The sequence below is a fragment of the Lacihabitans lacunae genome (assembly GCF_042649125.1).
GTDB classification, from domain to species: domain Bacteria; phylum Bacteroidota; class Bacteroidia; order Cytophagales; family Spirosomataceae; genus Leadbetterella; species Leadbetterella lacunae.
The window spans coordinates 1,712,150-1,737,421 of the sequence record NZ_JBHRYQ010000001.1 but is presented as its reverse complement, the minus strand read 5'-3'; the positions used below and the strand labels follow the sequence as shown (position 1 = coordinate 1,737,421).

Below are 25,272 nucleotides of genomic sequence, written 5' to 3'. Positions count from 1 at the left end.
CTAAAATGGGCAAAAAGATTACGGCTAATTGATGCATTTTTTTGGTTTTTAACGTTATTTGTTTAAAAATATACGTTTATGAAATTATTATTTTCAATTGCTCTGCTTTCGAGCTTACACACTTTTTCTTTTGCACAATATCAAAAAAATGCGACTCCCAATATTGAACGCGTTACCGTGTTTTTAAACCAAGCACAAATAGAAAGTTCGTACGCTGGGAATTTAACGGCCGGCAGTACCAAAATAGTTTTAGATAATATTGCCAATACCATTGACCCAAATAGTATTCAGGTGGGCGGGCAAGGTGATTTTACGCTTTTGGGTGTGAAATACAAACCGAATTTTCTTAACGCAAAAGCTTCCGTTTTGAAAGACTCAATAGATATGGTAAAGTCGGACATAGAAAACCTGGATATGCTGCTAAATGTGGCCTTAAACGAGGAACGTATGATTATGGCGAATGCCAGCATCAAAAGTGAAAAAGATGGGGTTTTACCCGAAGATTTGAAAGAAATGATTGAATTTTTTAGAACAAAACTTACGGAAGTTGGAGCAAGAAAACTTCAGATTACAAGACAAATAGAGCCGCTTAAAGACAAAAAAGCACGCTTAGAAAAACAGCTTAGCCAAGACCCTTCTTTGAGAATGCCTTTGGGACAAATTGAACTTTCGGTTTCAGCAGTTAAAAATACTAATGCCAAGATATCGATAACATACATTGCCCGAAATGCTGGTTGGTCGCCCAACTACGATATTCGAGTAAAAGACACAAATAGCCCAGTTAATTTGACTTATAAGGCCAGTGTATACCAAAATACGGGTATTGATTGGAAAAACGTGAAGCTTTCGCTTTCTACCTCAAATCCGTCTCAGTCAGGTCAAAAGCCTGAGGTTTATCCGCAATATTTAAGTTTTTATCAGCCCAATATGATGCGTGCTATGAGAAAGTCTGAAGAAGGAGTAGCAATGGCTCTAGAGTCAGCACCAATCGCAGATATGGCCACTGCAGCCAATATCGTGGAAATGGTTGAAACTTCTATGAGCGTAAATTTTCAAATTCAAGTACCATACAATATATTGAGTGGAGTTGGTCCAGAGCTAGTAGAAGTTAGAAATTATACGGCCAATGCGGCATACAATAATATCGCAGCTCCCAAATACGATAATGCAAGTTTTTTGACTGCGGATATTTTAGAATGGGAAAAATTGAAGTTGCTTTCGGGCGAAGCCAATGTATATTTTATGGAAAAGTTTTTGGGTAAAACATACATAAACGAAAGTAGCGTAGATAATAAGTTAACAGTAAGCTTGGGCAGAGACAATGGCATTAATACCAAAAGAGAAGAATTAGAAAAGTATAAGTCTAGAAAGACTTTCGGATCGAATGTAAAAGAATCGTTTGGTTATAAAATCACAATTAAAAACACTAAGAATGTTGCCGTTGATTTAATCGTGGAAGATCAAGTGCCCGTATCTCAAGACAGTGATATAGAAGTCAGTTTTGATGGAAGCGAGGGAGCAACGCTTGACGCCGCTACCGGAAAACTGAAATGGACAATAAACTTGGCACCTGGAGCAAGTAAAGAAATAGAATTTGGTTACACAGTGAAATATCCGAAGGATAAAAGAATTAATAATTTATAAGAATAATGGAAGCCAGACTAAGGAGGTTGTTGAATAAGTTTTTAGGATTTTTTGTGCGTGGGCTGCTCTTTGTGGCTCCGGTGGGTTTTACTATGCTTATTTTGTACAGTGCCTTCGATTTTGTAGATAGCTTAGTCAGAATTAAGTTTAGCCTTGATCCTGCCACTCGTCAAGAATTTTTTATACCAGGTTTAGGTTTCGTAATAGTGATTGCGGGTACTGCTTTAATCGGTTTTGTATTTACGGTTTTACTTCCTCAGACCATTCAAAACTGGCTAGAAAACGGTATAAAAAATTTACCTCTCGTAAAAATCTTTTATTCAGCTTTCAAAGACCTAATTTCGGCTTTTGTAGGAGATAAGAAAAAGTTTAAGCAAGGGGTTTTGGTTACTTTAAATAAAGAAAATAGCATAAAAAAAATGGGTTTTTTGACTCAAGAAAACCTAAATATGATAGATTTGCCCGATATGGTTTCTGTATATTGCCCCCATAGTTACGCGTTTTCGGGCGATATGTTTATAGTGCCGAGGGACCAAGTGCAGCTTTTGAATCTTTCGAGTGCCGAGGTTATGAAAATCATAGTGTCGGGAGGCGTATCATTTAGTGAAAATAATTAACATGAAAATAATTTTAGCATTCTTTTTCTTGACGCTTGGCGTTGCTTTTGCTCAAGAACCACATCAGAAAAAAGCCAAAAGTGTGGATGAACTTTTAGAAGTTCATAACCCCAATCAATATCAAGCTATTCAAAAAAAAGCGAACTATTTAGTGATAGATAGACTCACCGCTCACAAAAGAACACGACTATATGAAGGCGATGTTTTTAGATTTAAAACAAATACAGGCATAGTTTTTCAAGAGGAAATATCTGAGATAACAGATTCTACTTTCTCTATATATTATTATGACCAAATGGATCGCCACCTCAAAACATTTACTTTTAGACCCGATGAGATAACCAAATATTACAAAAGAACCCACGGTGAAAAATTTCGTTGGGGGCTTTCTTGGGGAAGTTTAGGGGCGTTTGTGCCACTGGCTTACGACTGGATCTACTATAAAGTTCCTCCAGCTCAAAACCGAGGTGCGTTGATTGGGATTCCGCTTATACAAGCTGCCAATATTTTAATCATGAATAGAAACCGATATTTTAACGGGAAGCGATTCAACGAAAACACCCAACTAAAGATTTTTAAAGGACGTTAAAGTTCTTTTTTTTGTTTAAGATTTTAAAAAGGGCTTTCATTTTGTGCTTTTTCAAAAAAGCTTATCGATTTGCTAGTCTTTGAATTATCTTTGCGATTCAATTCAAAAATTGCCTGCATGCAAAAGATTCTACTGAAAAACAACCAAAGAGAAATAAAAGAAACCATTAAACTGGCGGCGTCAAAAAGCGAAAGTAACCGTGCGTTAATTATAAATGCCCTTTCGGGTGGAAATGGAGATCTTCAAAATTTAGCCTCAGCAAGAGACACCCAAACCATGATTAGGCTGCTGAAGTCAGAAGACGCTGTGGCTGACGTGCTAGATGCGGGTACTACTATGCGGTTTCTGACGGCGTATTTTTCGGTTACTAATCAAACCAAAACCATGACAGGTACCCCACGTATGTGTGAGCGTCCGATTGGGATTTTGGTAGATGCACTTAGAACCATTGGTGTGGAGATAGAATATGTAAATAAAGAGGGCTATCCGCCTTTAAATATTAAAGGTTTTGGAACCCAAAAATCAGACGAAATTTCGATAAGAGGTGACGTCAGCAGTCAGTTTATTTCTGCAATGCTCATGATTGGGCCATTGCTACCAAATGGTTTGGTGATAAACCTAACGGGCGAAATTGGCTCTATTCCATACATTCAGATGACTATCCGACAAATGGAGGCATTTGGTGTGGAGGTTACCGAAGACTGGGATAATAAAAAGCTAAGCGTAAAGCCCCAAACCTATAAAACTACGGCGTATCAGATAGAATCTGATTGGTCTGGGGCGTCATATTGGTACAGTGTGGTGGCTTTGGCTCAAGATCCCAATACCGTTATAGACCTGTTGGGCTTGAAAGAGAACTCTTTGCAAGGCGATAGTGCAATAGTGGCCATAATGGAGCAATTAGGCGTTAAAAGTACCTTTAATGCTACTGGTGTGGTGCTAACTAAGATTCCAGCTGAAAGCCATATTTCGTGGGACTTTACTAACTGTCCGGACTTGGCCCAAACCGTGGCTGTGGTAGTAGCTGCTTTAGATATCAAATCGAGTTTTACGGGTTTAGAAAGCCTTAAAATTAAAGAAACGGACCGTGTGCTTGCTCTACAAAATGAATTGAAAAAGATAGGTTCTGACCTAATAGAAGTAGAGGCTAAAGTAAGATACGAAGTGCAAAGAGTTGCTCCAAGAGACCTATCGGCGGTTCCGATTATAGATACCTATGACGATCACCGCATGGCCATGGCTTTTGCCCCGTTGGTAATGCAGCAAGACGTAATCATTGAAGAGCCGGGTGTGGTGGCCAAGTCTTACCCGAGTTTTTGGGAGGATATGAGTAAAATAGTGGAAATAGAAAATTTAGATTAAGATGAAGAGGTTTTTGTTTTGTATAGTTTTTTTAGGAATAATGAATCAAGTTTCTGCTCAGGTGGGTGGTATAGATTCTGTAAAAGTAGAAGTGCCAGCTGAGTTAATCCGAAAAACATACAAAATGGAACTGCCCAAAGGATGGCGTGTGCAAGATGGCTGCAAAGACGAATTGTGCAGTTTGCTTTCTCCAGCAGATACACTTTCTTATTTTGATAGATTTACAGAAAATATCAACATTACCGTAAATAAACTACCAAGTGCAAGTTATACGGTTGATAAATATGCGAGTTATTCTATTTCGTATTTGCCAAAAGTAGTGAAAGGCTTTAAACTTATTTCTAAGAAGAAATTGAAATCAAACGTGTACTTGATTGAATATACCGGAGAAAAAAGCAATTTCAATCAGACTTGGAAGCAATATTATTACGTAAAAAACAGCAAAGTGTTTATCGTAACATTTGCCTCAGAAGCCAAAAACTATGACTACTATTTGCCTATCGTAGAGGCTTCTTTAAAGAGTTTTAGGTTGTTGTAGTTTTTTTTAATCAAAAAATAAATACAGTTGGGTTCTCTAAGGTTTAAGATTTTAGCAGAACTAAATATTGTCAAATATATACATCATGTCCGTTTTACGCTTACAGCTGCCTACTGACCCTCGTTGGGTAAATATTGTAGAGAAAAATATTGAAGAGATTCTCTCTGATCATGCTTGGTGCGAGCAAAAAGCAGCTACCAATGCGATCACTATTGTAACTAATAATTCTGAATTTCCGGACTTGGTTACGGATTTGTTGGCTTTGGCCAAAGAAGAGATAGAGCATTTTCAGATGGTACATGAAATCATCAAGAAAAGGGGCTTGACGCTTTCAAGAGAGCGTAAAGACCATTATGTGGGCGAGTTGGCTCAATACATGAAAAGAAGCAGCGATGGCACGCGTGTGTCAGGTTTGGTAGAGCGTTTGCTTTTTTCAGCCATGATAGAAGCTCGAAGTTGTGAAAGATTTAAGGTACTTTCGGAAAATATTCAAGATGAAGAGTTAGCCAAGTTTTACAGAGAACTAATGGAAAGTGAAGCCGGACATTATACCACATTTATAACCTATGCCCGCAAATACGGAAAAGGAATAGATGTAGAAAAACGCTGGAGAGAATGGATTGCTTTTGAGGCTGAAATAATTGCCAACTATGGCAAATCAGAATCCATTCATGGATGATTATTGAAAAGATTTAGAATAGGAATTAAAAGCAAAAAAACCGCCGAGGCGGTTTTTTTATTATAAAAGAGATGGGGAAATTATCATGTAGTATTATTTCGCGTCTACTCTAACAGCTATTCTTCTGTTTTGAGCTCTTCCTTCTTCTGTATCGTTTGAGGCCACTGGGTGTTGGTCACCATATCCTTCAGCTGATAATCTCGAAGCCGCAATTCCCTTAGCTACTATAGCCGCCATTACTGCTTTTGCTCTGCTGTCTGATAGTTTTAGGTTACCTTGTGCATTTCCAGTATTGTCTGTATATCCACCGATTTTCATTTTTACGTTTGGATAAGCCTTCAATATTTCTGAGATATTGCTCACTTGCTCCATTGATTCTTCAGTTAAGTTAGAGCTTCCTGTTGCAAAGTTTATTCTGTCAAAATTTAACCATTTGTCAGTTGATATCGGGGCCGAAGCGTCGTCCAAAAACTTGATTAGTTTATTTTCAACTCCCATTTCAGGTATGTTTAATTCCATTCCATTAGGTAGTTTTCTTTTGAAAAACGCTCCTAATGAAGCAAGCCCGTCTTGAACTGCAGATGCTGAGTTTTCTACTACACTTGTAGCCGAGTCAGTTACTGCTATTGCCGAATTCTTTGCGTCTGTTGCTGCTTCTTTTACATCGCTGCTACAGCTTCTCCAGAAAAACAACGCCGCCAATATCGCTAATGCTCCAAGTATAAGTGGCATCCAGTTTTTTGATTTCACTTCACTTTCTACCGAATTTGCTGCTGCAGAAACTTTACTTGCTCCCGAAGAAAGCATATTTCCAAAACCTAAAGTAGAAGCAAGGCCAGTTGGCAATGCAGATGAAACGATGTCTTTTTGGCTACTTAATAAACTCGATAAGCCAGATAATCCCAATCCTTCAGATTTTACTTTTTTGCCTAAAATTCCCATAACTACGGGTGCCAAAAAACTAAAAATTGAAGCAGTAGAAGTGTTTTTCATACCCACAAAACTACCCACGGCATTCATTATTGAATTTGAGTTGTTGCCAAGTAGACTTGAAATCAAAGATGAACCACCCACCATTAGGTCTTCAGATTGGTTTTTGTCGCCCAGTACGCTTCCCAAATTGTCTAATACGCTAGTGTTTGTGTTGTTGGTTAAAAGTCCCATTAAGCTCGAAAGACCTGAATCACTCGATCCTTTTTGAAGGATTCCGCCCATCAAAGCCGGAAGGGCAGTTCCGATTGCTTTGCTCACTAAAGAAGAGTCCTCGTTAATGCTTCCTGCTACTTTAGAAATTACTGCGTCTGTCAAATACCCTTTTGCTAAATCAAGAATGTTAAATGCCATTTTTATAAAGTGTTTATTTTTTTGAAAGTTAAAAATGATTAAAGTTTTTAATCACTATTGATACGGCATAAAATGGAAAAGTAACAGAGGTGAAAAAGTATTTTCAAAAAAAGAGGGGTGAAATCTCTTAATTTAGAATCTTAAATTTATAGCTTTTCATTGAAAGGCTTGATAGTAAGTGGTTTGAGTTTTAAGTAGGCGAGGCTATTTTATTTAACTGCCCAAAAAGGCTAATAAAAGTATCAATATATTCCTGTAGATAGCTATAATTGAGCTTTTCTTTCTATTAATAGGTTTATACATTGTGGGACAAATGTTCTTTTTGAACCATCAAATTAATACATTTTATGATGAAAAGTATTACTACGACTGCGGCAAAAAGTAGTCTTTATTTTACCCTAAAAAAAAGCAAAAAGTTTTTTAATAATAAATGAAATGAGGAGATATTTCAAGAAATACAATACATGAAAAGAAAGACTTGAAGGTAAAATCTCGGAACTAGAAAAGTCAAAAAGCTAGTAAGAGTTTTTTTGAAAATATTGTGAAAGTAAATAGGGTTGTGGTTAAATGTGAATTATTTTTCAGACTTTTCTTGAGTCATTTGAGATAAATGTAAAACCTAATTTGATTCCAAAAACCAAATTAGATTTTACACCTCACTTTATTTATTCGTGATAAAATACGCGTTTTACACGTTCGCTCACGCTTGTCAATATTTCGTAAGGAATAGTTTCGATAGTCTCAGAAAGCTCAAATATGGTAGGAGACTTTCCAAAAATAACCACTTGGTCACCTTCTTGGCATTTGGCTTCGGTTACGTCTACCATGGTCATGTCCATGCATACATTTCCTACCACCGGACATAGTACGCCGTTAACCATTACTTTGCCTGCTCCTCTGCTAAATCCACGGTCAAAACCGTCTGCATAACCAATCGCAATAGTCGCAATTTTGGTTTCTTTTTCTATCACACCTCTTCTGCCATAGCCTACGGTATCACCCGCTGAAAGCGTTTTTATTTGCGAAATTGTGGTTTTGAGTGTTCCCACTACTTCAAGTGCGTTTTGTTCCATTCCCGATGACTCCACGCCATAAAGTCCAATGCCTAGTCTTACCATGTCAAACTTAGCTTCTGGATATCGGATAATACCCGCAGAGTTGCAAATGTGGCGGAGTGGTTGGTATCCCAAGTTGGCAATAATGCGGTCGGATAGTTCGGTGAACTTCTGAATCTGAGATTTAGAAAACGAAACATGTTCGGCTTCATCAGCTCCTACTAGGTGACTAAATATACTGCCTACCTTTAGGTCCAAATCCTGGTTTAATAAGCCTTGGAGTTCTGTTAAGTCTTGCTCAATAAATCCAAGCCTGTGCATACCTGTGTCAATCTTCAGGTGGATTGTCTTTTTGGTTTTTGGAAATGCGTTTTGCTTAAATTTCAAAAATGCCTGCAACAATTTTATGCTATATATCTCTGGCTCAAGGTCATATTCAAAAAGCTTATGAAAGGTCTCTGGCTCGGCATTAAGCACCATTATGGGCAATTTTATGCCGTTTTGTCTTAGGCTTACGCCTTCGTCTGTATAGGCCACAGCTAGGTAGTCTACACGGTGATATTGCAGCCAACTGGCTACTTCGGTGCTTCCGCTTCCGTAGGCAAAAGCCTTCACCATCACCATTATTTTGGTAGATGAGCCTATTTTATTTCGGTAAAAATTCAGGTTATGAGTCAGGGCATCGAGGTTAACTTCAAACACAGTGCCATGTACCTTCATGACCAGTTTGTTCACGATTCTTTCGAATGCAAACGGACGAGCACCTTTCACAAGTATCAAATTGCTCTGTAAGCTTTCGAAGTCAAACAGATTTAAAAAATCGTCTGTGCTTGTATAAAACTGAGCAGGTTGTGTGCTTATTTTATCAAAGAGTTTTTTGTGCTTCGATATCGTAGTACCTACCGCTATTAACCTATTTAGATGCTGTGATTTTAATAAGTCAGCTAGGTTTTTGTATAATTCTTTCTCAGGTATTCCTGTTTGGAGAATGTCGCTTATTATCAAGGTTTTGTCTCTGCGGGTTTGGTGCTGACTCATAAAGTTTAGAGCCATTTTTAAACCACCTAAGTCGTTGTTGTAGGTGTCGTCTATCACGTAGTTATTGTTAGAACCTTGTTTAAGTTCTAATCGCATTGCTACGGGTTTTAGTTGTTTAAACCTTTCTAAAAACTCCGGGATGTCTATTTCTAAATGTCCTTCAAAGTGCATGTATAGTGCTGTATAGGCACAATGAATGGCGTTTTCTACAGAGGCATGGTCATTAAACGGTAAGTCGAAAGCGAAAGATTCGCCGCTGTAATATAATGTTACAGAGGTTCCAAAAGAGTTTTGGATAGTTTCTACACAGTTGGGTCCAACTGCGGTGCTGCTCCAGCCCAAAAGTTTTATTTTTGGATTTACTGCCATCAAAAAAATACTCAGTTCTTCGCTTATTTCTTGGTAGTCTTTACAGAAAACCAATACTTTGCTTTTTTTGAAAAGCCTTAATTTTTCTGTTATTTTTTGTTTTAAAGATCTAAATCCTTCGTTATGTGCTGAGCCAATGTTTGTAAAAATGCCAATCTCTGGTTTTATTATTTCTTCGAGGTTTTGCATTTCGTTTTGCATCGAAATACCCGCCTCAAAAATCCCAAGATTGTGCTTTTTACTCATTTCCCATACCGAAAGTGCTACTCCAATCTGAGAATTATAGCTTCGTGGCGACTTAATGATTTCAAAATACGGCTCCAATAAAAAGCTCAACCACTCTTTTACTATGGTTTTTCCATTGCTACCGGTTATGCCCACAACCGGGTATTTGTGTTGCTTTCTTTTGGTAGCAGCTAGGTTTTGCAAAGCCTTTATGGCATTTTGAACCACCCATATTTCGGCATCCGTACTTTCTAAAAAAGCTTTAAGCGGTTCGTTGGTTTCAAATGAGTTTTTCTCAATTATAAACTCTCTTATTCCTTTTTCGTAAAGGTCTTGTATGAAATTGTGCCCGTCGTGTCTTTCTCCCTTAATAGCCACAAAAATACTATTTGAAGGATCAGATAAAAATCTACTGTCGGTCAAAATTATTTGGGCATGGGGTGTTATAGGCCCAGATTTTAAAAGCATGGTAACGTATATTTTATTCGAATTTATTTTTAGCAGAAATGAAACCTTCAATCAAAGATTCATATTCGTTTTTTTCTTTTTCTATTTTTTCAGAAGTCCATTCCAACTCTGTTCCTATTAGTTGGGCAACGGTGGGTGTCATGGTCTTGGTCAGGTTCCAATCTAATATTTCAACGCGGATTCTTCTCGCCAAATAGTCTCTTGGCTTCTCTACCATTTCATATCTACTTCCGTAGGTAACTTCGGCTTTGAGATAGGGGTAGCCCTCTATTATTTTTTCTCCTAATGCTTTGTCAGAAGCTGCTATTTTTAAAACCTCAGTGGCTTGGTCGCCATAGGTTGACCATAGATGCTCCAAAGTTTCCGTTTCGATATTTGAGTTCGACTTCAAAAAGCTTTCTTTGTTAAGCTGCTGATTTTGTGCTCCCCAAAGTTTATGAAAATGCGTAGAAGACTCTTTGTTGTTTTTCAAAATAGCACCTACTTTGTTTACTGTATCTTCGGCCATCAGTCGGTAAGTGGTCCATTTGCCTCCTAACAAACTTATCAAGCCTGATGCTTCATCTATTTCTACCTCGTGGTCTCTCAGTAATCCTTTTGTTTCGTTTTGGTTATTGGTTTTTGCCGAAAGCAGTGGTCTCACGCCTCCAAAGCCCGATTTGATGTCGTCTTCAGTAGGCATTTTTCTCAAGAAAGGAGTGAGGGTTTCTAATAAAAAGTTAACCTCTTCTTTTATCAAAAGTGGCTCTTTTTCAAGGTTTTTATAAGGTGTATCTGTAGTACCTACCATCACCTCAGATTTAAATGGAATTACAAATACGAGTCTGCCGTCTTTGGTTTTTGGAATCAACATGGCCTTTTCGCTATCGAAAAATTCTTTAGGCAGCATGATGTGAACTCCTTTGGCAGGTTTTATTCTGGTTTCTTCGGCCGGATTGGCCATTAGTCTAATATGGTCAGAAAATGGCCCTGTGCAGTTTATGAAAACCTTACTTTTTATCGCGAATGATTGGTTATTTACGGTGTCTTTTACTAAAAGCTCCGTTAGCTTTCCAGCTTCGTTTTTAACAAAACTTTGAGCCTCTACGTAGTTTGCTACTACGGTGCCTTTGGCGTGTGCGGCCTGCACGAGTGCCATCACATAGCGGGCGTCATCGAGTTGTCCATCATAATAGATTACGCCTGAATTTATCTTTGGATTAAGACTCGGAGCAAGCCTTAAAGTTTCGCTTTTAGACAACCATTCGGCTTTGGGTAAATGGTCGTTTTTAGCAAATAAGCCATATAGTTTTAAGCCAATGGTGTAGTAAAGGCCTTCTATCCAGCTAAATACGGGGGTGATTATGCCCAAAGGCTTGGCCAAGTGTGGTGCGTTTGCCAATAAATACTGACGCTCGGCAAGTCCGTGTTTTACTTGCTTTAGAGAGCTGGGTTCTAGTTTTTTAAATGCTTGTTCTAAGTACCTAACTCCACCATGAATCAGCTTGGTAGACTTCGATGAGGTTTCAGAACTAAAGTCAACTTTCTCAATCATTGCCACTGAGTAGCCTCTCAAAATAGCATCTAGTGCCACTCCGGCACCGCTAGCACCTGCACCTATTATACATATATCAAAATTCTCCGTTTTTAGTTTTTCTAACTGGCTATTTCTTTGCATTCTTAAATGGGGTAATCTGCTTTTTTGATATAAATATATGAGCTCAAAATAAATTTTATCTTTTCGAGTAATTGACCAATTTTTTAAGAAATAAGTTTTAAAAAGGGTGTTTATTTTAATAAAACCACAAAAGTATTTCTCATTTGTAAAATTATTCTAGGAAATCTTGACTTGCAACTTTTTGAAGGTATTCAGCTCAATTAAAATAAATATCATTTTTGCTTTTTGATTTATGGCTCTCAGTTAAACGCTTAAGTAGATTTTGTTTAAAAAACTGATGGATATCATGTTTTGTAGCTTAGTATATCATGTTTTATTTTTTTTTGGAGCCTTAGTTTTGGGTCGTTAAAAAGTTTACAAAAATCATTTATAAGCTATGCGATTAAATTTTAAACCACTATTTAGTTCAGACACATCCCAATCTTCGGGAGGCCTAGAGGGTTTCTATTATGACAATAAGATTGTGAAAGCATTCATTATTGTGACCATAATTTTCGGAGTTGTGGGTATGCTAGCTGGACTTACAGCAGCCACTCAGCTGTTTTGGCCAGCAGCCAACATGGACCTTCCTTATACCACATTTGGTAGAGTAAGGCCACTTCACACCAATGCCATCATATTTGCCTTTGTAGGTAATGGTATGTTTGCAGGTATTTATTACTCAACACAGCGTTTGCTTAAAACCCCAATGTACAGTTCGTTTATGAGCTGGTTCCACTTTTGGGGATGGCAATTAATCATTCTATCTGCTGCGATTACCTTGCCTTTGGGTTTTACTACCTCAAAAGAGTATGCAGAACTTGAGTGGCCAATTGATATCGCTATTGCTGTGGTTTGGGTGGTGTTTACACTTAATTTAATCTTAACAATTGTAAAAAGAAGAGAAAGACACATGTATGTGGCTATCTGGTTTTACATCGCTACTGCCGTTACTATTGCATTATTACACGTAGTTAATTCATTAGAGATTCCGGTAACAGCATTTAAAAGTTATTCAGCTTTCGCTGGTGTGCAAGACGCACTTGTACAATGGTGGTATGGGCACAACGCGGTTGCATTTTTCTTGACTACACCTATTTTAGGTTTGATGTATTATTTCTTGCCTAAAGCAGCAAACAGACCAGTTTACTCTTACAAACTTTCGATAATTCACTTCTGGTCCTTGATATTTATTTATATCTGGGCTGGTCCTCACCACTTGCTATATACCTCACTTCCTGACTGGGCACAAAGTTTAGGTACAGTATTCTCTATCATGCTTATTGCTCCATCATGGGGAGGTATGTTAAACGGACTTCTAACACTTAGAGGTGCTTGGGATAGAGTAAGAGAAAATCCAGTTCTTAAGTTCTTCGTTGTGGCTGTAACTTGTTATGGTATGTCTACGTTCGAAGGACCTATGCTTTCGCTTAAAAACGTAAACGCAATCTCTCACTACACAGACTGGACCATCGCTCACGTACACATTGGTGGTCTTGGATGGAATGGTTTCATGACCTTTGGTATGTTTTATTATTTGATACCAAAAATGTGGAAGACCAACCTTTACTCTACTAAACTTGCCAACATGCACTTCTGGTTAGGTACTTTGGGTATTATATTTTATGCCTTACCATTATACTGGGCTGGTTTTACACAGAGTTTAATGTGGAAAGAATTCACTAATGACGGTTTCTTGTCTTATCCTAACTTCCTAGAAACTGTAACTCAGATTTTGCCAATGTATATGTCGCGTGCATTTGGAGGTACTTTATATTTGATTGGTACTTTTGTAATGATTTATAACCTAATCAAAACTGCCAAAACAGGTACATTCTTAGCCAAAGAATATGATGAGGCTCCTGCACTGAGCAAAAATCCAAACATTGTTGGAGAAGGATGGCACTCAGTATTAGAAAGAAAACCAGTATTGTTTACAGTGTTAGCTTTCGTAGCGGTATTTATCGGTGGAGCTATTGAGTTCTTACCTACTTGGTTAATCGAGTCTAATGTGCCTACCATAGCTTCTGTAAAACCATATACTCCCCTTGAGTTAGAAGGAAGAGACATCTATATCAGAGAAGGTTGTAATAACTGTCACTCGCAAATGATTCGTCCGTTTAGATCTGAAACTGAGCGTTATGGCGAGTACTCAAAAGCTGGTGAGTTTGTGTACGATCACCCATTCCTTTGGGGTTCTAAACGTACCGGGCCAGACCTTCACCGCGAAGGAACCAAATACCCAGACTCGTGGCACTATAACCACATGTTAGACCCAACCACTATGTCTCCTGGTTCTATTATGCCAGCGTACCCATGGTTGTTTGACGACGAAGTAAACAAAGAAGTTACACCGAAAAAAATCAGAGCAATGCAAACTTTGGGAGTGCCTTATGAAGAAGGGTATGACCAGCAAGCAGTGGCTGATTTAGAAGCTCAAGCAGAGCAGATTTCGAAAAATCTGCAAGATGCTAAAATAAAAGTGGATAAGAACAAAGAGATCGTAGCCTTGATAGCCTATCTCCAAAGACTTGGAACCGATATTAAAAACGAGCAATCGGCAATGAAATAAATAAAATTGGGGAAGGTGTTGAGCCTTTCCCTTTAAAAAAAATAAAATTATGATTAAAAATAGTTTATCCTCGATTTCTGATGTGGCCATTTTTCCCATCATTTCTATGTTAATCTTCGTTTCGTTTTTTGTGATGCTTGGTGTAATGGTTTTTAAAGCAGACAAAAAATATATCAAACACATGGAAGAAATGCCTTTAAATGAAGATTAAAAGGTAGAGATTTTTCTAAAGCAAAATATTAATAATTATGAATATATCATTTAAAACCGGAGAAGAGTTGTTTCAGTTTTTTATAATTGTGATTCTCTTATTGTTTACCCTTATTCTTTTGGGAGTGGTAGTCAATATCTTCATGATCTTGAAACGCATTAATAAAGGTGAAGCTGCCAATGCAGCAGATGCAGAGCCAGAAAGAAGCTTTTGGAGTAGCCTTACCAATGCCGTTCCGCTTGATAAAGAAGACAGTGTATTGTTACACCACGACTACGACGGCATCAAAGAACTTGACAACCACTTACCACCTTGGTGGCTGGGTTTGTTTTACGGAAGTATAGTTTTTGGTATTATCTACATTTTAAATTACCACGTTTGGCAATGGAGCCCACTTCAAACTGAAGAGTATGAGTTGTCTATGACCGAGGCCAAAGCCGAAGTAGAAGCATACCAAGCAAAACTTGGAGATAGTATTGACGAGAAATCAGCTAAAGTTGATGCTTCGCCAAAGGCTATTGCAGAAGGTAAAATAATCTTTTCGGAAAAATGTGTGGCATGCCACGGTGCTAACGGCGAAGGCGGTGTAGGTCCAAACTTAACGGACGAATATTGGCTTCACGGGGGCTCTATCAACGATATTTTTGGGGTAATCAAGCACGGTGTTCCTGAAAAAGGGATGATTTCGTGGAAAGCTACCCTAAAACCTAAGCAAATTCAAGATGTCGCAAATTACATCATCACATTAAAAGGTACCAACCCAAGTAACCCGAAAGCCCCTCAAGGCGAGAAGTACGAAGGTGGAGGTGACGCTACTACAGCTGATGCGGCTGCAACAGCAGAAACTACAAAAATGTAAACTTCAATAGGGTGGCAAATTGCGTAAAATGGATTTGCCACCGTTTTTAATTCGATAAAAAAAAGATTGGAATCTTTATAAAAATGGAAAATATAAACAACTTATACGATTACGCTGATAGCGAAGAAGATGAGTTTAGAAACTCGCTCGCCACAGTAGACAGCGAAGGAAAAAGAATTTGGCTTTATCCCAAAAAACCTTCAGGTTCGTTTTTTAATAAAAGAATATTAGCCACTATCGTTTTCTTGGCTTTGTTTTTTGCTGGTCCTTTGGTTAAAATAAATGGATTGCCTTTAATCATGATGAATATTTTCGAACGAAAATTCATTATTTTAGGTAAGTTGTTTTTACCTCAGGACTTTGTCATTTTTGGACTAGGAATGATCATTTTCGTGGTCTTTATCATTTTATTTACTGTTTCATTTGGCCGTATTTGGTGTGGGTGGTTTTGTCCACAGACGGTTTTTATGGAAATGATCTTTAGACCCATTGAAAATTGGTTAGAAGGCGACGGCCGCACACAAAAGAAATTTGATGAGTCTCCATGGAATTTTAATAAAATCTGGAGAAAAACGCTAAAACATACAATTTATATCGCTTTTTCTATCATCATAGCCCACGTAACTATGGCTTATTTGATTGGTATAGAAAGAGTACAAGAACTTATTACCAGTCCGCCTTCTGAAAATATGGCCGGCTTCACGGGTCTCGTGGTATTTACAGGCATGTTTTATTTTGTATTTACTAAGCTTAGAGAGCAGGTTTGTATCGCCATTTGTCCGTACGGAAGGTTACAAGGTGTTTTGGTTAATAATGACACCATGAACATCATTTACGATGACGTTAGGGGAGAGCCAAGGGGAAGAATTTCGAAAAATGCTGATCCTAAAGAAACAGAAGTAAAAGGCGACTGCGTAGACTGTAAACTTTGTGTGCAAGTGTGTCCTACCGGAATAGACATTCGAAACGGTATACAGCTTGAGTGCGTAAATTGTACCGCATGTATTGACGCTTGTGACGAGGTTATGATAAAGGTAGGAAAACCTACGGGTCTAATAAAATATGCTTCAGTTGATACCATTAAAAAAGGTGTTCCATTTAAGTTTAATGTAAGAATTTTGGCCTATACGGTTGTTTTGACTGGCCTATTAGGTGTAGAGGGACTTCTGTTATGGAATAGAGCCGAAATAGAAACCACTGTAATGCGTGTGCCTGGGCAGCTTTTCCAAGAGACGCCAACCGGCATCAGTAACCTGTATAATGCTCAGCTGGTTAACAAAACCAACGATGTCAAAGTAGTGACTTTGGGATTAAACGAAAAGGGTGGCACACTGAAGATTGTAGGGAATTCACAGGAAGTAACCATAAAGCCCGGTATGAAAGCCGAAGTGGTGTTTTTTGTGGAATATCCGGAGGATCGTATAAAAAGTAGAAAAACAAAAATAGAAATAGACGTTAAAGAAAATAAAGAGATCATAGAAACTGTAAAGACTAACTTTATGGGGCCAAATTGATTCTTGAACGCATAATTTTTTTAAATATAAATTATTAATAATATGAATTGGGGACATAAAATAGGATTGGTTTATCTGGCTTTCGTGATATTTATGGTAACGTTAGTTACGTTATGCATGAAACAAAAAGACATAGACCTTGTGAGCGAAGACTACTATACACAAGAGCTGAAATACGAGCAAAAGCTAACGCAAATGCGTAATACAAGTGGCTTGGCTGAGGAAGTGAATATTTATACCTCTACAAATTCAGATAGCCTTAAAATAGAACTGACGGCCAAGTCGGCGGGTACCAACTGTGAGGTGTCTATGTATAGGCCTTCAGATCCAAAACTGGATTTTAAAAAGAACCTAGTGGCAGACTCAAATGGTGAAATAGTGATGCTAACTGACGGTGTTCAGAAAGGCCTTTGGGTAGCAAAAATACTTTGGACTAGCGAAGGGAAAACCTATTATAAAGAGCAAAAAATACAAATCTAAGTCATGTTTTATGCCGCTTTTTTGATAGGACTTATGGGGAGTTTACACTGTGTGGGTATGTGTGGACCACTTACGCTCATGCTCGCTCCAAAGGGTTCATCTAGTTTTAGGTATTATTTTGGACGCGTGTTGTATAATTCTGGCAGAGTTTTTACTTATACGTTATTGGGTTTTACGGTTGGTTTTTTTGGAGAAAGTGCGAGCTTTTTTGTTTCCCAAAAAACACTTTCACTTACGCTCGGTTTTGCTATCATTTTATATTTTTTACTTCCAGAAAAAATAAAAAATAAACTTGCTAATCTTAAAATAGCAAACTCTTATTTAACCAAAGTTAAAGGCTTTTTCGGTTTTTTATTTGGGTCAAATAAGCTACTTTCTCAGTTTTCTTTTGGCTTAGTAAATGGGCTTTTGCCTTGTGGATTAATCTATGCGGCACTTTCTGGTGCGTTTCTCATGACCAATTGGTACGATGCCGGCTTGTATATGGCAGCCTTTGGCTTGGGAACCATTCCGCTTATGTTGCCGGTGAGTTTGGGCTTTAGTAGTTTGCGGTTGTTTATTTCAAAAAACTTCAAAAACCTTATACCTGCTACTTATTTGGTAGTGGCGGTTTGGTTGATTTGGAAAGGCTTCGGGTTTGATATTAAAAACCTGTACACAGCTCCTAACGAAAAACCCGCAGTAGAGTGTAAAATGCAGTAGGATATAAAAATTATAAGTATAAAAAAAGCGAGACCGAGGCCTCGCTTTTTTTATATAGAATAGTTTGATTTCCTTAGATTATCGTGTCAATTGGCACTGTAGCTGCCTCAGGTTGCGTCATTTCTGGCATTGGAAGTCTTTCAATTTCCGGTTGACGAAGTTTGGGTATAAACAATACATCCACTATGAAATATTTGGTATCTCCGTTCCAAGGAAGTTTAATGAATTTTTCGTGGTATACCAAAGTAACTCTTTCACCTGTAGAAAGGGCTTCGTTAAGCTTAGTGATTACGCTGTCTTCTGCTGCTGAAAAATCCCAATATCTTGGAGTTAGTGTACCCGTTTCGCCTGAGTAGCCCCCTTCGTTAAGTACACCTTCGTATGTTTTGAAAATATAGCCTCTTTCGCTAAGTTTCGATATGGTTCCTGCTCTTTTACCAGATGAGAAATAACCCATGCTGATATACCATGCTACTAATCCTAGAATAAGTATGGTTACGATTAAAAATATTTTTCCTTTCACTTTTATCTGTGTTTTTAGAGGTAATTAATTTTTTATGCAAAAATATAAATTTAAGTTTATTTTTATACTAAAACGATCGCTTTAATTGGTATTTGCCTAGTTTTTAATAAGCTAAAGGATTTTTAGTTTTCTGAGATCATAATTTTCAATTCGCTTTTTCAATGTAACAATTCTTACAGATTATCCTTTTATAGTTTGGTACCTTTGTCTCATTCAAAAACGATAACAATAAATATAAAGATATGGGATTTTTTAGTAACCTTTTTGGTGGCGGTGGCCCCAAAGTAGATTTGAAAGAGATAATAGCCAAAGGTGCTGTAATAGTAGATGTAAGAACGCCAGGTGAGTTTTCGGGTGGTCATGCCAAAGGAGCAGTCAATATACCTTTGGATAAATTGCAAAGTAACATTGCAAAAATAAAAGGGTATAAGAAACCCGTAATCGTGTGCTGTGCATCAGGTATGAGAAGTGCCAACGCCAAGCGAGTTTTGACCAAAAACGGAATTGAAGAAATATACGATGCCGGAAGTTGGGTGTCGCTTAGATAATTCTCATAGATTGGAATCAATAAATCAGAACCTCTGCCCAAAAGCAGAGGTTTTTTAGTTTTAGGCATATTTTGGCCTACCTTTGCCAAAAAAAAAGGTTTTCATGTTTTCTCAAATTGATTTTTCTGCTTTGCAGTGGCTCATGATGCTTGGCGGCACGGCCGTTATTGGTATGTCAAAAGCAGGCATAAAAGGCATCGATATGCTCAACGTAACCCTCATGGCCCTGGTTTTCGGGGGGAAAGCTTCTACGGGCGTAGTGTTGCCGCTTTTGTGCTTAGCCGATATTTTTGCGATTTTTTATTACAAAAGACACGTACAGTGGGAGCATTTCTGGAAACTCCTGCCGCCCATGTTTGTAGGTGTGGTGCTGGGTGTTTATATAGGAAAAGACGTGGATGAACGCGTTTTTAAAAAAATAATGGCTGTCATTATAGTCCTGACGGTGATTATCATGTTAGTTTTAGAAAAAGCCAAAGACCTAAAAGTGCCCAAAGGATATAAGTTTTCTACTTTTATGGGCTTGGTATCGGGTGTGGCTACCATGTTAGGCAACTTGGCCGGTGCGTTTTCTAATATTTATTTTTTGGCTCTCCGTATGTCCAAAAACGACTTTATAGGTACTGCCGCTTGGGTATTTTTAGTGATTAACCTCTCAAAAGTGCCTTTTCAGATATTCACTTGGAAAAACATCGACGTCAGCACCTTGAGCATTGACCTCTACCTTATTCCGGCATTAATTGTAGGATTTTTTATAGGCGTTAAGTTAGTGGGCAAAATCAACGAAGTTTTATTCAGACGAATGATACTTGCCTTGACCTTTTTAGGTGGTATTTTAATATTTATCAACTAATTTTTGTGATACAATAAGGCTTTTAAGCCATAATATGTTAATTTTATTTTACAAAAAACAATAAATGAAAGTAGGAGAATTTAATACTTTGACCATACTCAGAGGCACAAGTGTAGGGATGTATTTGGGAGACGAGGAAGGCAATGATGTGCTTTTGCCTCACAAATACGTAGATGAGTCTGCCGAGATAGGTCAGCAACTAGAGGTTTTTATATATAGAGATTCAGAAGATAGGCTGATTGCTACCAATTTAAAGCCGTTTGTGTTACTTAATCAATTTGCGGTTTTAGAGGTTGTGGCTACTTCTCAGATAGGGGCATTTATAGACTGGGGTCTTGAAAAAGACCTGTTTGTGCCTTTTAGAGAGCAAAATCATAAACTGCAGGAAGGGCAGTGGGTGCCGGTTTATTTATATCTAGATGAGCAAACCGATCGTTTGGTGGCTTCTGCCAAAGTCAATAAATATTTTAAAAACGAAGAAGGTGTTATACCTGAAGACCTCAAAGAAGGCCAAGAAGTAGATCTTTTGGTTTTTGAAAAAACAGATTTGGGACTAAACGTAGTCATCAATAACAAATACAAAGGGTTGGTTTACGAAAACGAAGTTTTTCAAAGACTGGCCTGGGGCGACACCACCAAAGGTTACATCAAGACCCTTAGAGAAGATGGAAAAATAGATGTTTCGCTACAGCCGATTGGTTTTTTGAATACCCTTGAGCCAAACTCACAGAAGATAATGGATAAACTCAAAGCAGTAGGAGGGGTGCTTCACCTTTCAGACAGCTCAGATCCGATTGCCATAATGGAAATGCTCGAAATGAGTAAAAAAGCATTTAAAAAAGCGATTGGGAGTTTATACAAAGACAAAAAAATAAGCATAGAAGAAAATTCAATTACCCTGTTATAAATAGTAAAACCCATGAAAAAACAGTTCCTGCTAAGCCTTTTTTTAATATTTAGTTTAAGTTTTTCTTTTGCTCAAAAATTAGACGCGACCGAACAAAAGCTAATTAAGAAAATTCAGGAGAACCATGCCGAAACCATGCGTTTGCTCACCGAAGTTGTAAATATTAACTCAGGAACGCTAAATCATGAAGGCGTAAAAGCAGTAGGGGCGGTTTTTAGAAGGGAATTTGAGAAAATAGGGTTTAAAACCGAATGGGTTTCTTTGCCGGATTCGTTAAATAGAGCCGGGCATTTTGTGGCCACACACGCGGGTACCAAAGGCAAAAAATTGTTTTTTATAGGGCACTTAGATACCGTTTTTGAGAAATCTATGCCTTTTAGTCCATTTACGGTTATTAACGATTCTACCGCTTCTGGCCAAGGAGTAAACGATATGAAAGGCGGCGATGTCATGATTTTGGCTTCGCTAAAGGCTTTGCATGAGCTAGATTTATTGAAAGACAGACACATAGTGGTGTATTTCACCGGCGACGAGGAATCTTCAGGGAAACCGACGTCAATAAGCCGCTCTGACTTTATAGAAAAAGCCAAAACATGTGATGTTGCATTGGCCTACGAAACCACCTCGGGTTTTAGTATAGCCACTACTGCCCGTAGAGGTGCCAGCGGATGGGAGTTATCAGTTTCTGGCAAACAGGCCCACTCTTCAGGGGTTTTCTCTGACAAAGTTGGCTATGGAGCCATTTATGAAGCAGCCCGAATTTTGAATGAATTTAGAGAGCAACTTTCTACCGAAAAATATTTGACATTTAACCCCGGCCAAATAGTGGGCGGTTCGTTTATAACCTATAATGACACCGAGGCCAAAGGGATTTCACTGGGTAAAACCAACATTGTGGCCAAAAGCTGTTTTGTAACGGGTGACTTGCGTTTTTTGACCGAAGATCAAAAAAACAAAGCCAGAGAAACCATGAAAACAATAGTTAAGCAAAGCTTAAATGAAACCTACGCCAGCATCAAGTTTTCGGATGGCATACCCTCGATGCCACCTACTGAAGGAAACCGCAATGTTATGAAAGTGTTAAGTCAAGCCAGCCAAGACCTCGGCATGGGAGCCGTACACGAAGGCGACCCGGGCTCAAGAGGGGCGGGAGATATCTCGTACATCGCCGATTATTTAGACTGCCTTGACGGACTTGGAGCCTCAGGAAATGGAGCACACAGCCCTGACGAAACCATGAACATAAAAGAATATCCACTTCTGGTTCAAAGGTCCGCTTTGTTAGTTTACAGACTTTTAAAATAAAAATATTCAGATAAAAGATTTTGTAGTTTTTCTTATTTGAGGAGAAATATGAGGCTTTGCTATGTTCTACTTTTAGTTTTTATGGCATTAGCTAACATTTAAATTGGGTATCATATTTCGGATCAAATGATAGGTGGAAGCCGGTTGTTTTTCTTTGGTTAAAAACCGAAATTGGCAGGTGCGGAGGTTGGAGTGTTTGCACAGCCGAAGGTGATATTCCAAAAAATCAAAAAAATGAAAATTTTAATTTGTTTTATTTTGGTTTCAATACAAAGTATTGGACAAAATGTAAAAGTAATTCAATTTGATGTAATTAATAATAGTAGTATCGAGAAAATTTTTGTGGATAATTCATTAACAAGAATTAACTATTTGAATGGTTTTGAAAGCTTTAGGTATGATAAAAACAATAAATTAGTTAAGCATATTCAATATAATTTTTCAAAATTTGAAGATAATGGTATTGAAAGTGATTCTGCAGTTTACTTTTTTGATGAAAATGGACGATACTTTGATATGATTTTCTCCGAAAATTATGTGAGAGATTGGCTTTGTGATGAAAAGTATTACAAATTTGATAATTATAACCTTATTGAAAGTGAATTATGTCTATAGAATTCCATGGGAATTATTCTCCCAAATACAGGTAAAACAGAGAAAGTTGTATTAAGGAATTTAGATTTTAGTATTACAAATAGTCGCTATATGACAGATTGTGTCATATTAGGAACGGTAAATAAAATTGAGATCTATCTTACAAGAGGACTGCTAACCAAATTTGTTTTATTTAGTAAAGAAAAAAAAACGAGAGTAATTGAAATGTCTTTTTTCTATGACAAGAAAAATAGGTTAGTTTCAAAAAGCACAATAGATAAAAAGATAAAAGAAGTGATTTCTTCCTTCAAATATTTTTATGAATAACTTTTAAAAGAGAAATTATTAAGAGTGTCTACCGTTCTCCAGACCGCAAGATATAATAGAAGAATATTTTTGTTAAATTGCAAAATACCTTGAGCTCAAGCAGATTCTCCGGCAAGGACTCTGTAGATTACCGTACACATTGTTGCATATTCAAAATCCCGTATGGGAGACTCTTAGTAAGATTAAGAAATCTCGAAACAAACTTTAAGTTGTAGCCCAGCGTTTTAACTTAAAACCATCAAAAACTAACCTTCGCAATAAACCAAATGCTGTATTTTGATTTTTTTTGGTTAAAATCTGATAAATTTACAAATCAAAAAAAGTAAGCTTTTAATATGATAATAAAAGACCTCACAAATTACTTAGAAACTATAGCTCCACTGTCGTATCAAGAAAGTTATGATAACTGCGGACTGTTGGTAGGTGACCCAAGTTGGGAAATAACAAATGTATTAGTCAGTCTAGATATTACGCCCGAAGTAGTGGCGGAGGCCGTGGCCAAAGGGTGCAATGTGGTGGTGGCTCACCATCCGGTGATTTTTAAGGGCTTAAAAAAAATAAACGGCAAAAACTACATAGAGAAAACTGTCATCAGTGCTATCAAAAACGATATCGCTTTGTATGCCATTCATACCAACTTAGACAATGTGGCTGATGGCGTCAACTTCAAAATAGCCGAAACGCTTGGCCTCAAAAACATTAAAGTATTGGCACCCAAAGAGGAGCAGCTGATGAAGCTCACGGTTTTTGTACCCAAAGAATATTCCGGTCAAATGCTCGACGCACTTTATGCGGCAGGTGCTGGCGAAATCGGCAACTATAGCAATTGCAGCTTCAGAACCGAAGGTAAGGGGACTTTTAAGCCAAACGAAAAAGCGACGCCTTGGGTAGGCACTCCTGGAAGATATGAACAGGTAGAGGAGAATAGGATAGAGGTTATTTTTCCGGTTTTCTTAAAGGCAAAAGTATTAGCAGGTATGCGAGCTGGGCATACCTATGAAGAAATATCTTATTTTTTAGAACTGCTCCAAAACCAGAATCAATTTGTGGGTTCGGGTGCGGTAGGGGTTTTAGAGGAGTCCATGGCCACGCAAGATTTTTTGGCTCATTTAAAAGATAAAATGAAAGCCCAGGTGATTCGTCATACCGAATTTCATACCTCAGAAATAAAAACCGTGGCGGTTTGTGGAGGTGTGGGTAGTTTTTTGTTAGGTGCTGCCAAACAGGCAGGTGCAGATATCTTTGTTACAGCAGATTACAAGTATCACGAGTTTTTTGATGCCGAAAAACAGATAATTATTGCTGATATTGGACATTTTGAAAGTGAACAGTATACAAAAGATTTATTAGTAGAAAAAATATCAAAAAAATTTACTAATTTTGCGACCTATTTATCAGAGATAGATACCAATCCGATTAAATATTATTATTAAAAGTTTACCTGAATAAAAGGTTCTTTTTACATTTTTACATATATGGAGATTACAATTGCAGACAAACTGGTTACACTACTCGAATTGCAAGAGATAGATTCAAGACTAGATCAATTAAGAAAACTACGCGGAGATCTTCCCGAAGAAGTAAAAGACCTAGAAGATGAGGTTATTGGAGTTGAAACCAGAATCGGAAAATTCCAAGCCGAGGCAGCAGCTTTTTCAGAAGAAATAGCTCAACACATTCAGAATAAAAAAGAAGCAGATAAGCTAATTTTGAAATACAAAGACCAACAAATGAATGTTAGAAATAACAGAGAGTTTGATGCTATTTCAAAAGAACTTGAACTTCAGGAGTTAGAAATTCAACTTTCTGACAAGAGAATTAGAGAGGCTGAGTATAAAATTTCTTTGAAAAACCAAGAAGTTGAAGATGCAATCGCTGTTAAAACTAAAAGAGCTGAGGTTTTAGAACAAAAACGCCAGGAACTTGAGAAACTAATTAGCGATAGCCAAGACGAAGAAGAGAAATTGCTAAAGCAAAGCGAGAAGCAAAGCAAAAAAGTTGAAGAAAGACTTTTGAAAGCCTATAACAGAATCAGAGGCGGTGCCAAAAATGGTCTTGCCGTAGTTGCTGTTGATAGAGGTGCTTGTGGTGGATGCTTTAACGTAGTTCCTCCTCAAAGACAAGCAGATATCATGGAGAAACAAAAAATCATCATCTGTGAGCACTGTGGACGTATATTGGCTGATGCTGATATGATCAAAGTGCACAGAAAAAGAAAGTAATTTTTCTACGAAAAATATATATAAAGCCTTCCAATCGGAGGGCTTTTTTTGTGCCCAAAATTCTGAATTTACGATTTCTGTTTATTGGTCA

General features: G+C 37.7%; 24 protein-coding genes. 20 read left to right on the top strand and 4 right to left on the bottom strand.

All coding sequences use genetic code 11. The annotated features are described in order from the left end of the window. Positions 1–78 precede the first annotated feature (78 nt). The 6 genes from ACFOOI_RS07575 to miaE all read left to right on the top strand — a co-directional run bounded on the left by ACFOOI_RS07575 (position 79) and on the right by miaE (position 5,429). Positions 79–1,644: a DUF4139 domain-containing protein gene (locus tag ACFOOI_RS07575; protein ID WP_379836716.1), complete on the top strand. Its 1,566-nt coding sequence runs from the start codon at positions 79–81 to the stop codon at positions 1,642–1,644. Positions 1,645–1,649: 5 nt separating this feature from the next. After that, positions 1,650–2,261, top strand: coding sequence for a DUF502 domain-containing protein (locus ACFOOI_RS07570; protein WP_379836714.1), 612 nt, complete (start codon positions 1,650–1,652; stop codon positions 2,259–2,261). A gap of 1 nt (position 2,262) precedes the next feature. After that, a complete protein-coding gene (locus ACFOOI_RS07565) occupies positions 2,263–2,850 on the top strand; it encodes a hypothetical protein (protein ID WP_379836712.1) in 588 nt (195 codons plus the stop codon). 117 nt (positions 2,851–2,967) lie between these two features. After that, positions 2,968–4,212 carry a 3-phosphoshikimate 1-carboxyvinyltransferase gene (locus tag ACFOOI_RS07560; protein ID WP_379836710.1) on the top strand — a complete coding sequence of 415 codons (1,245 nt, stop codon included), beginning with the start codon at positions 2,968–2,970 and terminating at the stop codon, positions 4,210–4,212. A 40-nt stretch (positions 4,213–4,252) separates the two neighbouring features. Next, positions 4,253–4,750, top strand: coding sequence for a hypothetical protein (locus ACFOOI_RS07555; RefSeq protein WP_379836708.1), 498 nt, complete (start codon positions 4,253–4,255; stop codon positions 4,748–4,750). Between the two features lie 85 nt (positions 4,751–4,835). Beyond that, complete coding sequence (gene miaE / locus ACFOOI_RS07550) at positions 4,836–5,429, top strand: tRNA-(ms[2]io[6]A)-hydroxylase (RefSeq protein WP_379836706.1); 594 nt, start codon at positions 4,836–4,838, stop codon at positions 5,427–5,429. A gap of 93 nt (positions 5,430–5,522) precedes the next feature. On the opposite strand, the gene ACFOOI_RS07545 is transcribed toward miaE, so the two are convergent. From ACFOOI_RS07545 to ACFOOI_RS07535, 3 genes are all read right to left on the bottom strand, one after another. Beyond that, on the bottom strand, positions 5,523–6,773 hold the full coding sequence (locus ACFOOI_RS07545; RefSeq protein WP_379836704.1) for an OmpA family protein: 1,251 nt from the start codon (positions 6,771–6,773) through the stop codon (positions 5,523–5,525). Between the two features lie 665 nt (positions 6,774–7,438). After that, positions 7,439–9,928, bottom strand: a complete 2,490-nt coding sequence (locus ACFOOI_RS07540; protein ID WP_379836702.1) for a bifunctional UDP-N-acetylmuramoyl-tripeptide:D-alanyl-D-alanine ligase/alanine racemase — start codon at positions 9,926–9,928, stop codon at positions 7,439–7,441. Between the two features lie 13 nt (positions 9,929–9,941). After that, a complete protein-coding gene (locus ACFOOI_RS07535) occupies positions 9,942–11,585 on the bottom strand; it encodes a glycerol-3-phosphate dehydrogenase/oxidase (protein ID WP_379836700.1) in 1,644 nt (547 codons plus the stop codon). A 376-nt stretch (positions 11,586–11,961) separates the two neighbouring features. Between ACFOOI_RS07535 and ccoN the strand changes: the two genes are divergently transcribed. From ccoN to ACFOOI_RS07505, 6 genes are all read left to right on the top strand, one after another. Further along, positions 11,962–14,136, top strand: a complete 2,175-nt coding sequence (gene ccoN / locus ACFOOI_RS07530; protein ID WP_379836698.1) for a cytochrome-c oxidase, cbb3-type subunit I — start codon at positions 11,962–11,964, stop codon at positions 14,134–14,136. Between the two features lie 49 nt (positions 14,137–14,185). Continuing rightward, positions 14,186–14,347, top strand: coding sequence for a CcoQ/FixQ family Cbb3-type cytochrome c oxidase assembly chaperone (locus tag ACFOOI_RS07525; protein ID WP_379836696.1), 162 nt, complete (start codon positions 14,186–14,188; stop codon positions 14,345–14,347). Positions 14,348–14,384: 37 nt separating this feature from the next. Next, positions 14,385–15,206 (top strand): cbb3-type cytochrome c oxidase N-terminal domain-containing protein, encoded by an 822-nt coding sequence (locus ACFOOI_RS07520; RefSeq protein ID WP_379836694.1) that lies wholly within the window; start codon positions 14,385–14,387, stop codon positions 15,204–15,206. An 83-nt stretch (positions 15,207–15,289) separates the two neighbouring features. Beyond that, a complete protein-coding gene (ccoG, locus tag ACFOOI_RS07515; protein WP_379836692.1) occupies positions 15,290–16,720 on the top strand; it encodes a cytochrome c oxidase accessory protein CcoG in 1,431 nt (476 codons plus the stop codon). A 42-nt stretch (positions 16,721–16,762) separates the two neighbouring features. Beyond that, the gene (locus tag ACFOOI_RS07510; protein WP_379836690.1) at positions 16,763–17,200 is read left to right on the top strand and encodes a FixH family protein; all 438 of its coding nucleotides are present in this window, start codon (positions 16,763–16,765) and stop codon (positions 17,198–17,200) included. Between the two features lie 3 nt (positions 17,201–17,203). Further along, a complete protein-coding gene (locus ACFOOI_RS07505; RefSeq protein WP_379836688.1) occupies positions 17,204–17,902 on the top strand; it encodes a sulfite exporter TauE/SafE family protein in 699 nt (232 codons plus the stop codon). A gap of 73 nt (positions 17,903–17,975) precedes the next feature. Here the strand turns inward: ACFOOI_RS07505 and ACFOOI_RS07500 are convergent, their stop codons facing one another. After that, positions 17,976–18,425 carry a hypothetical protein gene (locus ACFOOI_RS07500; protein ID WP_379836686.1) on the bottom strand — a complete coding sequence of 150 codons (450 nt, stop codon included), beginning with the start codon at positions 18,423–18,425 and terminating at the stop codon, positions 17,976–17,978. Between the two features lie 242 nt (positions 18,426–18,667). On the opposite strand from ACFOOI_RS07500, the gene ACFOOI_RS07495 reads away from it, so the two are divergent. The 8 genes from ACFOOI_RS07495 to ACFOOI_RS07460 all read left to right on the top strand — a co-directional run bounded on the left by ACFOOI_RS07495 (position 18,668) and on the right by ACFOOI_RS07460 (position 25,181). Continuing rightward, positions 18,668–18,973 (top strand): rhodanese-like domain-containing protein, encoded by a 306-nt coding sequence (locus ACFOOI_RS07495; protein WP_379836684.1) that lies wholly within the window; start codon positions 18,668–18,670, stop codon positions 18,971–18,973. Positions 18,974–19,076: 103 nt separating this feature from the next. Beyond that, a complete protein-coding gene (locus ACFOOI_RS07490; RefSeq protein WP_379836682.1) occupies positions 19,077–19,826 on the top strand; it encodes a sulfite exporter TauE/SafE family protein in 750 nt (249 codons plus the stop codon). A 64-nt stretch (positions 19,827–19,890) separates the two neighbouring features. Then, a complete protein-coding gene (locus tag ACFOOI_RS07485) occupies positions 19,891–20,733 on the top strand; it encodes a CvfB family protein (RefSeq protein ID WP_379836680.1) in 843 nt (280 codons plus the stop codon). Between the two features lie 12 nt (positions 20,734–20,745). Continuing rightward, positions 20,746–22,038 (top strand): M20/M25/M40 family metallo-hydrolase, encoded by a 1,293-nt coding sequence (locus ACFOOI_RS07480; RefSeq protein ID WP_379836678.1) that lies wholly within the window; start codon positions 20,746–20,748, stop codon positions 22,036–22,038. 234 nt (positions 22,039–22,272) lie between these two features. Further along, entirely contained in the window at positions 22,273–22,653 is a 381-nt protein-coding gene (locus ACFOOI_RS07475; protein ID WP_379836676.1) for a hypothetical protein, read from the top strand. A gap of 6 nt (positions 22,654–22,659) precedes the next feature. Continuing rightward, complete coding sequence (locus ACFOOI_RS07470) at positions 22,660–22,959, top strand: hypothetical protein (protein ID WP_379836674.1); 300 nt, start codon at positions 22,660–22,662, stop codon at positions 22,957–22,959. 335 nt (positions 22,960–23,294) lie between these two features. Next, on the top strand, positions 23,295–24,392 hold the full coding sequence (locus ACFOOI_RS07465; RefSeq protein WP_379836672.1) for a Nif3-like dinuclear metal center hexameric protein: 1,098 nt from the start codon (positions 23,295–23,297) through the stop codon (positions 24,390–24,392). Positions 24,393–24,434: 42 nt separating this feature from the next. Further along, positions 24,435–25,181 (top strand): zinc ribbon domain-containing protein, encoded by a 747-nt coding sequence (locus tag ACFOOI_RS07460; RefSeq protein ID WP_379836670.1) that lies wholly within the window; start codon positions 24,435–24,437, stop codon positions 25,179–25,181. Positions 25,182–25,272: the final 91 nt, after the last annotated feature.

What these genes read in the sequence shown, in the direction of transcription:
- ACFOOI_RS07575 (WP_379836716.1), top strand. Translation starts at nt 79, where the DNA reads ATGAAATTATTATTTTCAATTGCTCTGCTTTCGAGCTTACACACTTTT.
- ACFOOI_RS07570 (WP_379836714.1), top strand. Translation starts at nt 1,650, where the DNA reads ATGGAAGCCAGACTAAGGAGGTTGTTGAATAAGTTTTTAGGATTTTTT.
- ACFOOI_RS07565 (WP_379836712.1), top strand. Translation starts at nt 2,263, where the DNA reads ATGAAAATAATTTTAGCATTCTTTTTCTTGACGCTTGGCGTTGCTTTT.
- ACFOOI_RS07560 (WP_379836710.1), top strand. Translation starts at nt 2,968, where the DNA reads ATGCAAAAGATTCTACTGAAAAACAACCAAAGAGAAATAAAAGAAACC.
- ACFOOI_RS07555 (WP_379836708.1), top strand. Translation starts at nt 4,253, where the DNA reads ATGAATCAAGTTTCTGCTCAGGTGGGTGGTATAGATTCTGTAAAAGTA.
- miaE (WP_379836706.1), top strand. Translation starts at nt 4,836, where the DNA reads ATGTCCGTTTTACGCTTACAGCTGCCTACTGACCCTCGTTGGGTAAAT.
- ACFOOI_RS07545 (WP_379836704.1), bottom strand. Translation starts at nt 6,773, where the DNA reads ATGGCATTTAACATTCTTGATTTAGCAAAAGGGTATTTGACAGACGCA.
- ACFOOI_RS07540 (WP_379836702.1), bottom strand. Translation starts at nt 9,928, where the DNA reads ATGCTTTTAAAATCTGGGCCTATAACACCCCATGCCCAAATAATTTTG.
- ACFOOI_RS07535 (WP_379836700.1), bottom strand. Translation starts at nt 11,585, where the DNA reads ATGCAAAGAAATAGCCAGTTAGAAAAACTAAAAACGGAGAATTTTGAT.
- ccoN (WP_379836698.1), top strand. Translation starts at nt 11,962, where the DNA reads ATGCGATTAAATTTTAAACCACTATTTAGTTCAGACACATCCCAATCT.
- ACFOOI_RS07525 (WP_379836696.1), top strand. Translation starts at nt 14,186, where the DNA reads ATGATTAAAAATAGTTTATCCTCGATTTCTGATGTGGCCATTTTTCCC.
- ACFOOI_RS07520 (WP_379836694.1), top strand. Translation starts at nt 14,385, where the DNA reads ATGAATATATCATTTAAAACCGGAGAAGAGTTGTTTCAGTTTTTTATA.
- ccoG (WP_379836692.1), top strand. Translation starts at nt 15,290, where the DNA reads ATGGAAAATATAAACAACTTATACGATTACGCTGATAGCGAAGAAGAT.
- ACFOOI_RS07510 (WP_379836690.1), top strand. Translation starts at nt 16,763, where the DNA reads ATGAATTGGGGACATAAAATAGGATTGGTTTATCTGGCTTTCGTGATA.
- ACFOOI_RS07505 (WP_379836688.1), top strand. Translation starts at nt 17,204, where the DNA reads ATGTTTTATGCCGCTTTTTTGATAGGACTTATGGGGAGTTTACACTGT.
- ACFOOI_RS07495 (WP_379836684.1), top strand. Translation starts at nt 18,668, where the DNA reads ATGGGATTTTTTAGTAACCTTTTTGGTGGCGGTGGCCCCAAAGTAGAT.
- ACFOOI_RS07490 (WP_379836682.1), top strand. Translation starts at nt 19,077, where the DNA reads ATGTTTTCTCAAATTGATTTTTCTGCTTTGCAGTGGCTCATGATGCTT.
- ACFOOI_RS07485 (WP_379836680.1), top strand. Translation starts at nt 19,891, where the DNA reads ATGAAAGTAGGAGAATTTAATACTTTGACCATACTCAGAGGCACAAGT.
- ACFOOI_RS07480 (WP_379836678.1), top strand. Translation starts at nt 20,746, where the DNA reads ATGAAAAAACAGTTCCTGCTAAGCCTTTTTTTAATATTTAGTTTAAGT.
- ACFOOI_RS07475 (WP_379836676.1), top strand. Translation starts at nt 22,273, where the DNA reads ATGAAAATTTTAATTTGTTTTATTTTGGTTTCAATACAAAGTATTGGA.
- ACFOOI_RS07470 (WP_379836674.1), top strand. Translation starts at nt 22,660, where the DNA reads ATGGGAATTATTCTCCCAAATACAGGTAAAACAGAGAAAGTTGTATTA.
- ACFOOI_RS07465 (WP_379836672.1), top strand. Translation starts at nt 23,295, where the DNA reads ATGATAATAAAAGACCTCACAAATTACTTAGAAACTATAGCTCCACTG.
- ACFOOI_RS07460 (WP_379836670.1), top strand. Translation starts at nt 24,435, where the DNA reads ATGGAGATTACAATTGCAGACAAACTGGTTACACTACTCGAATTGCAA.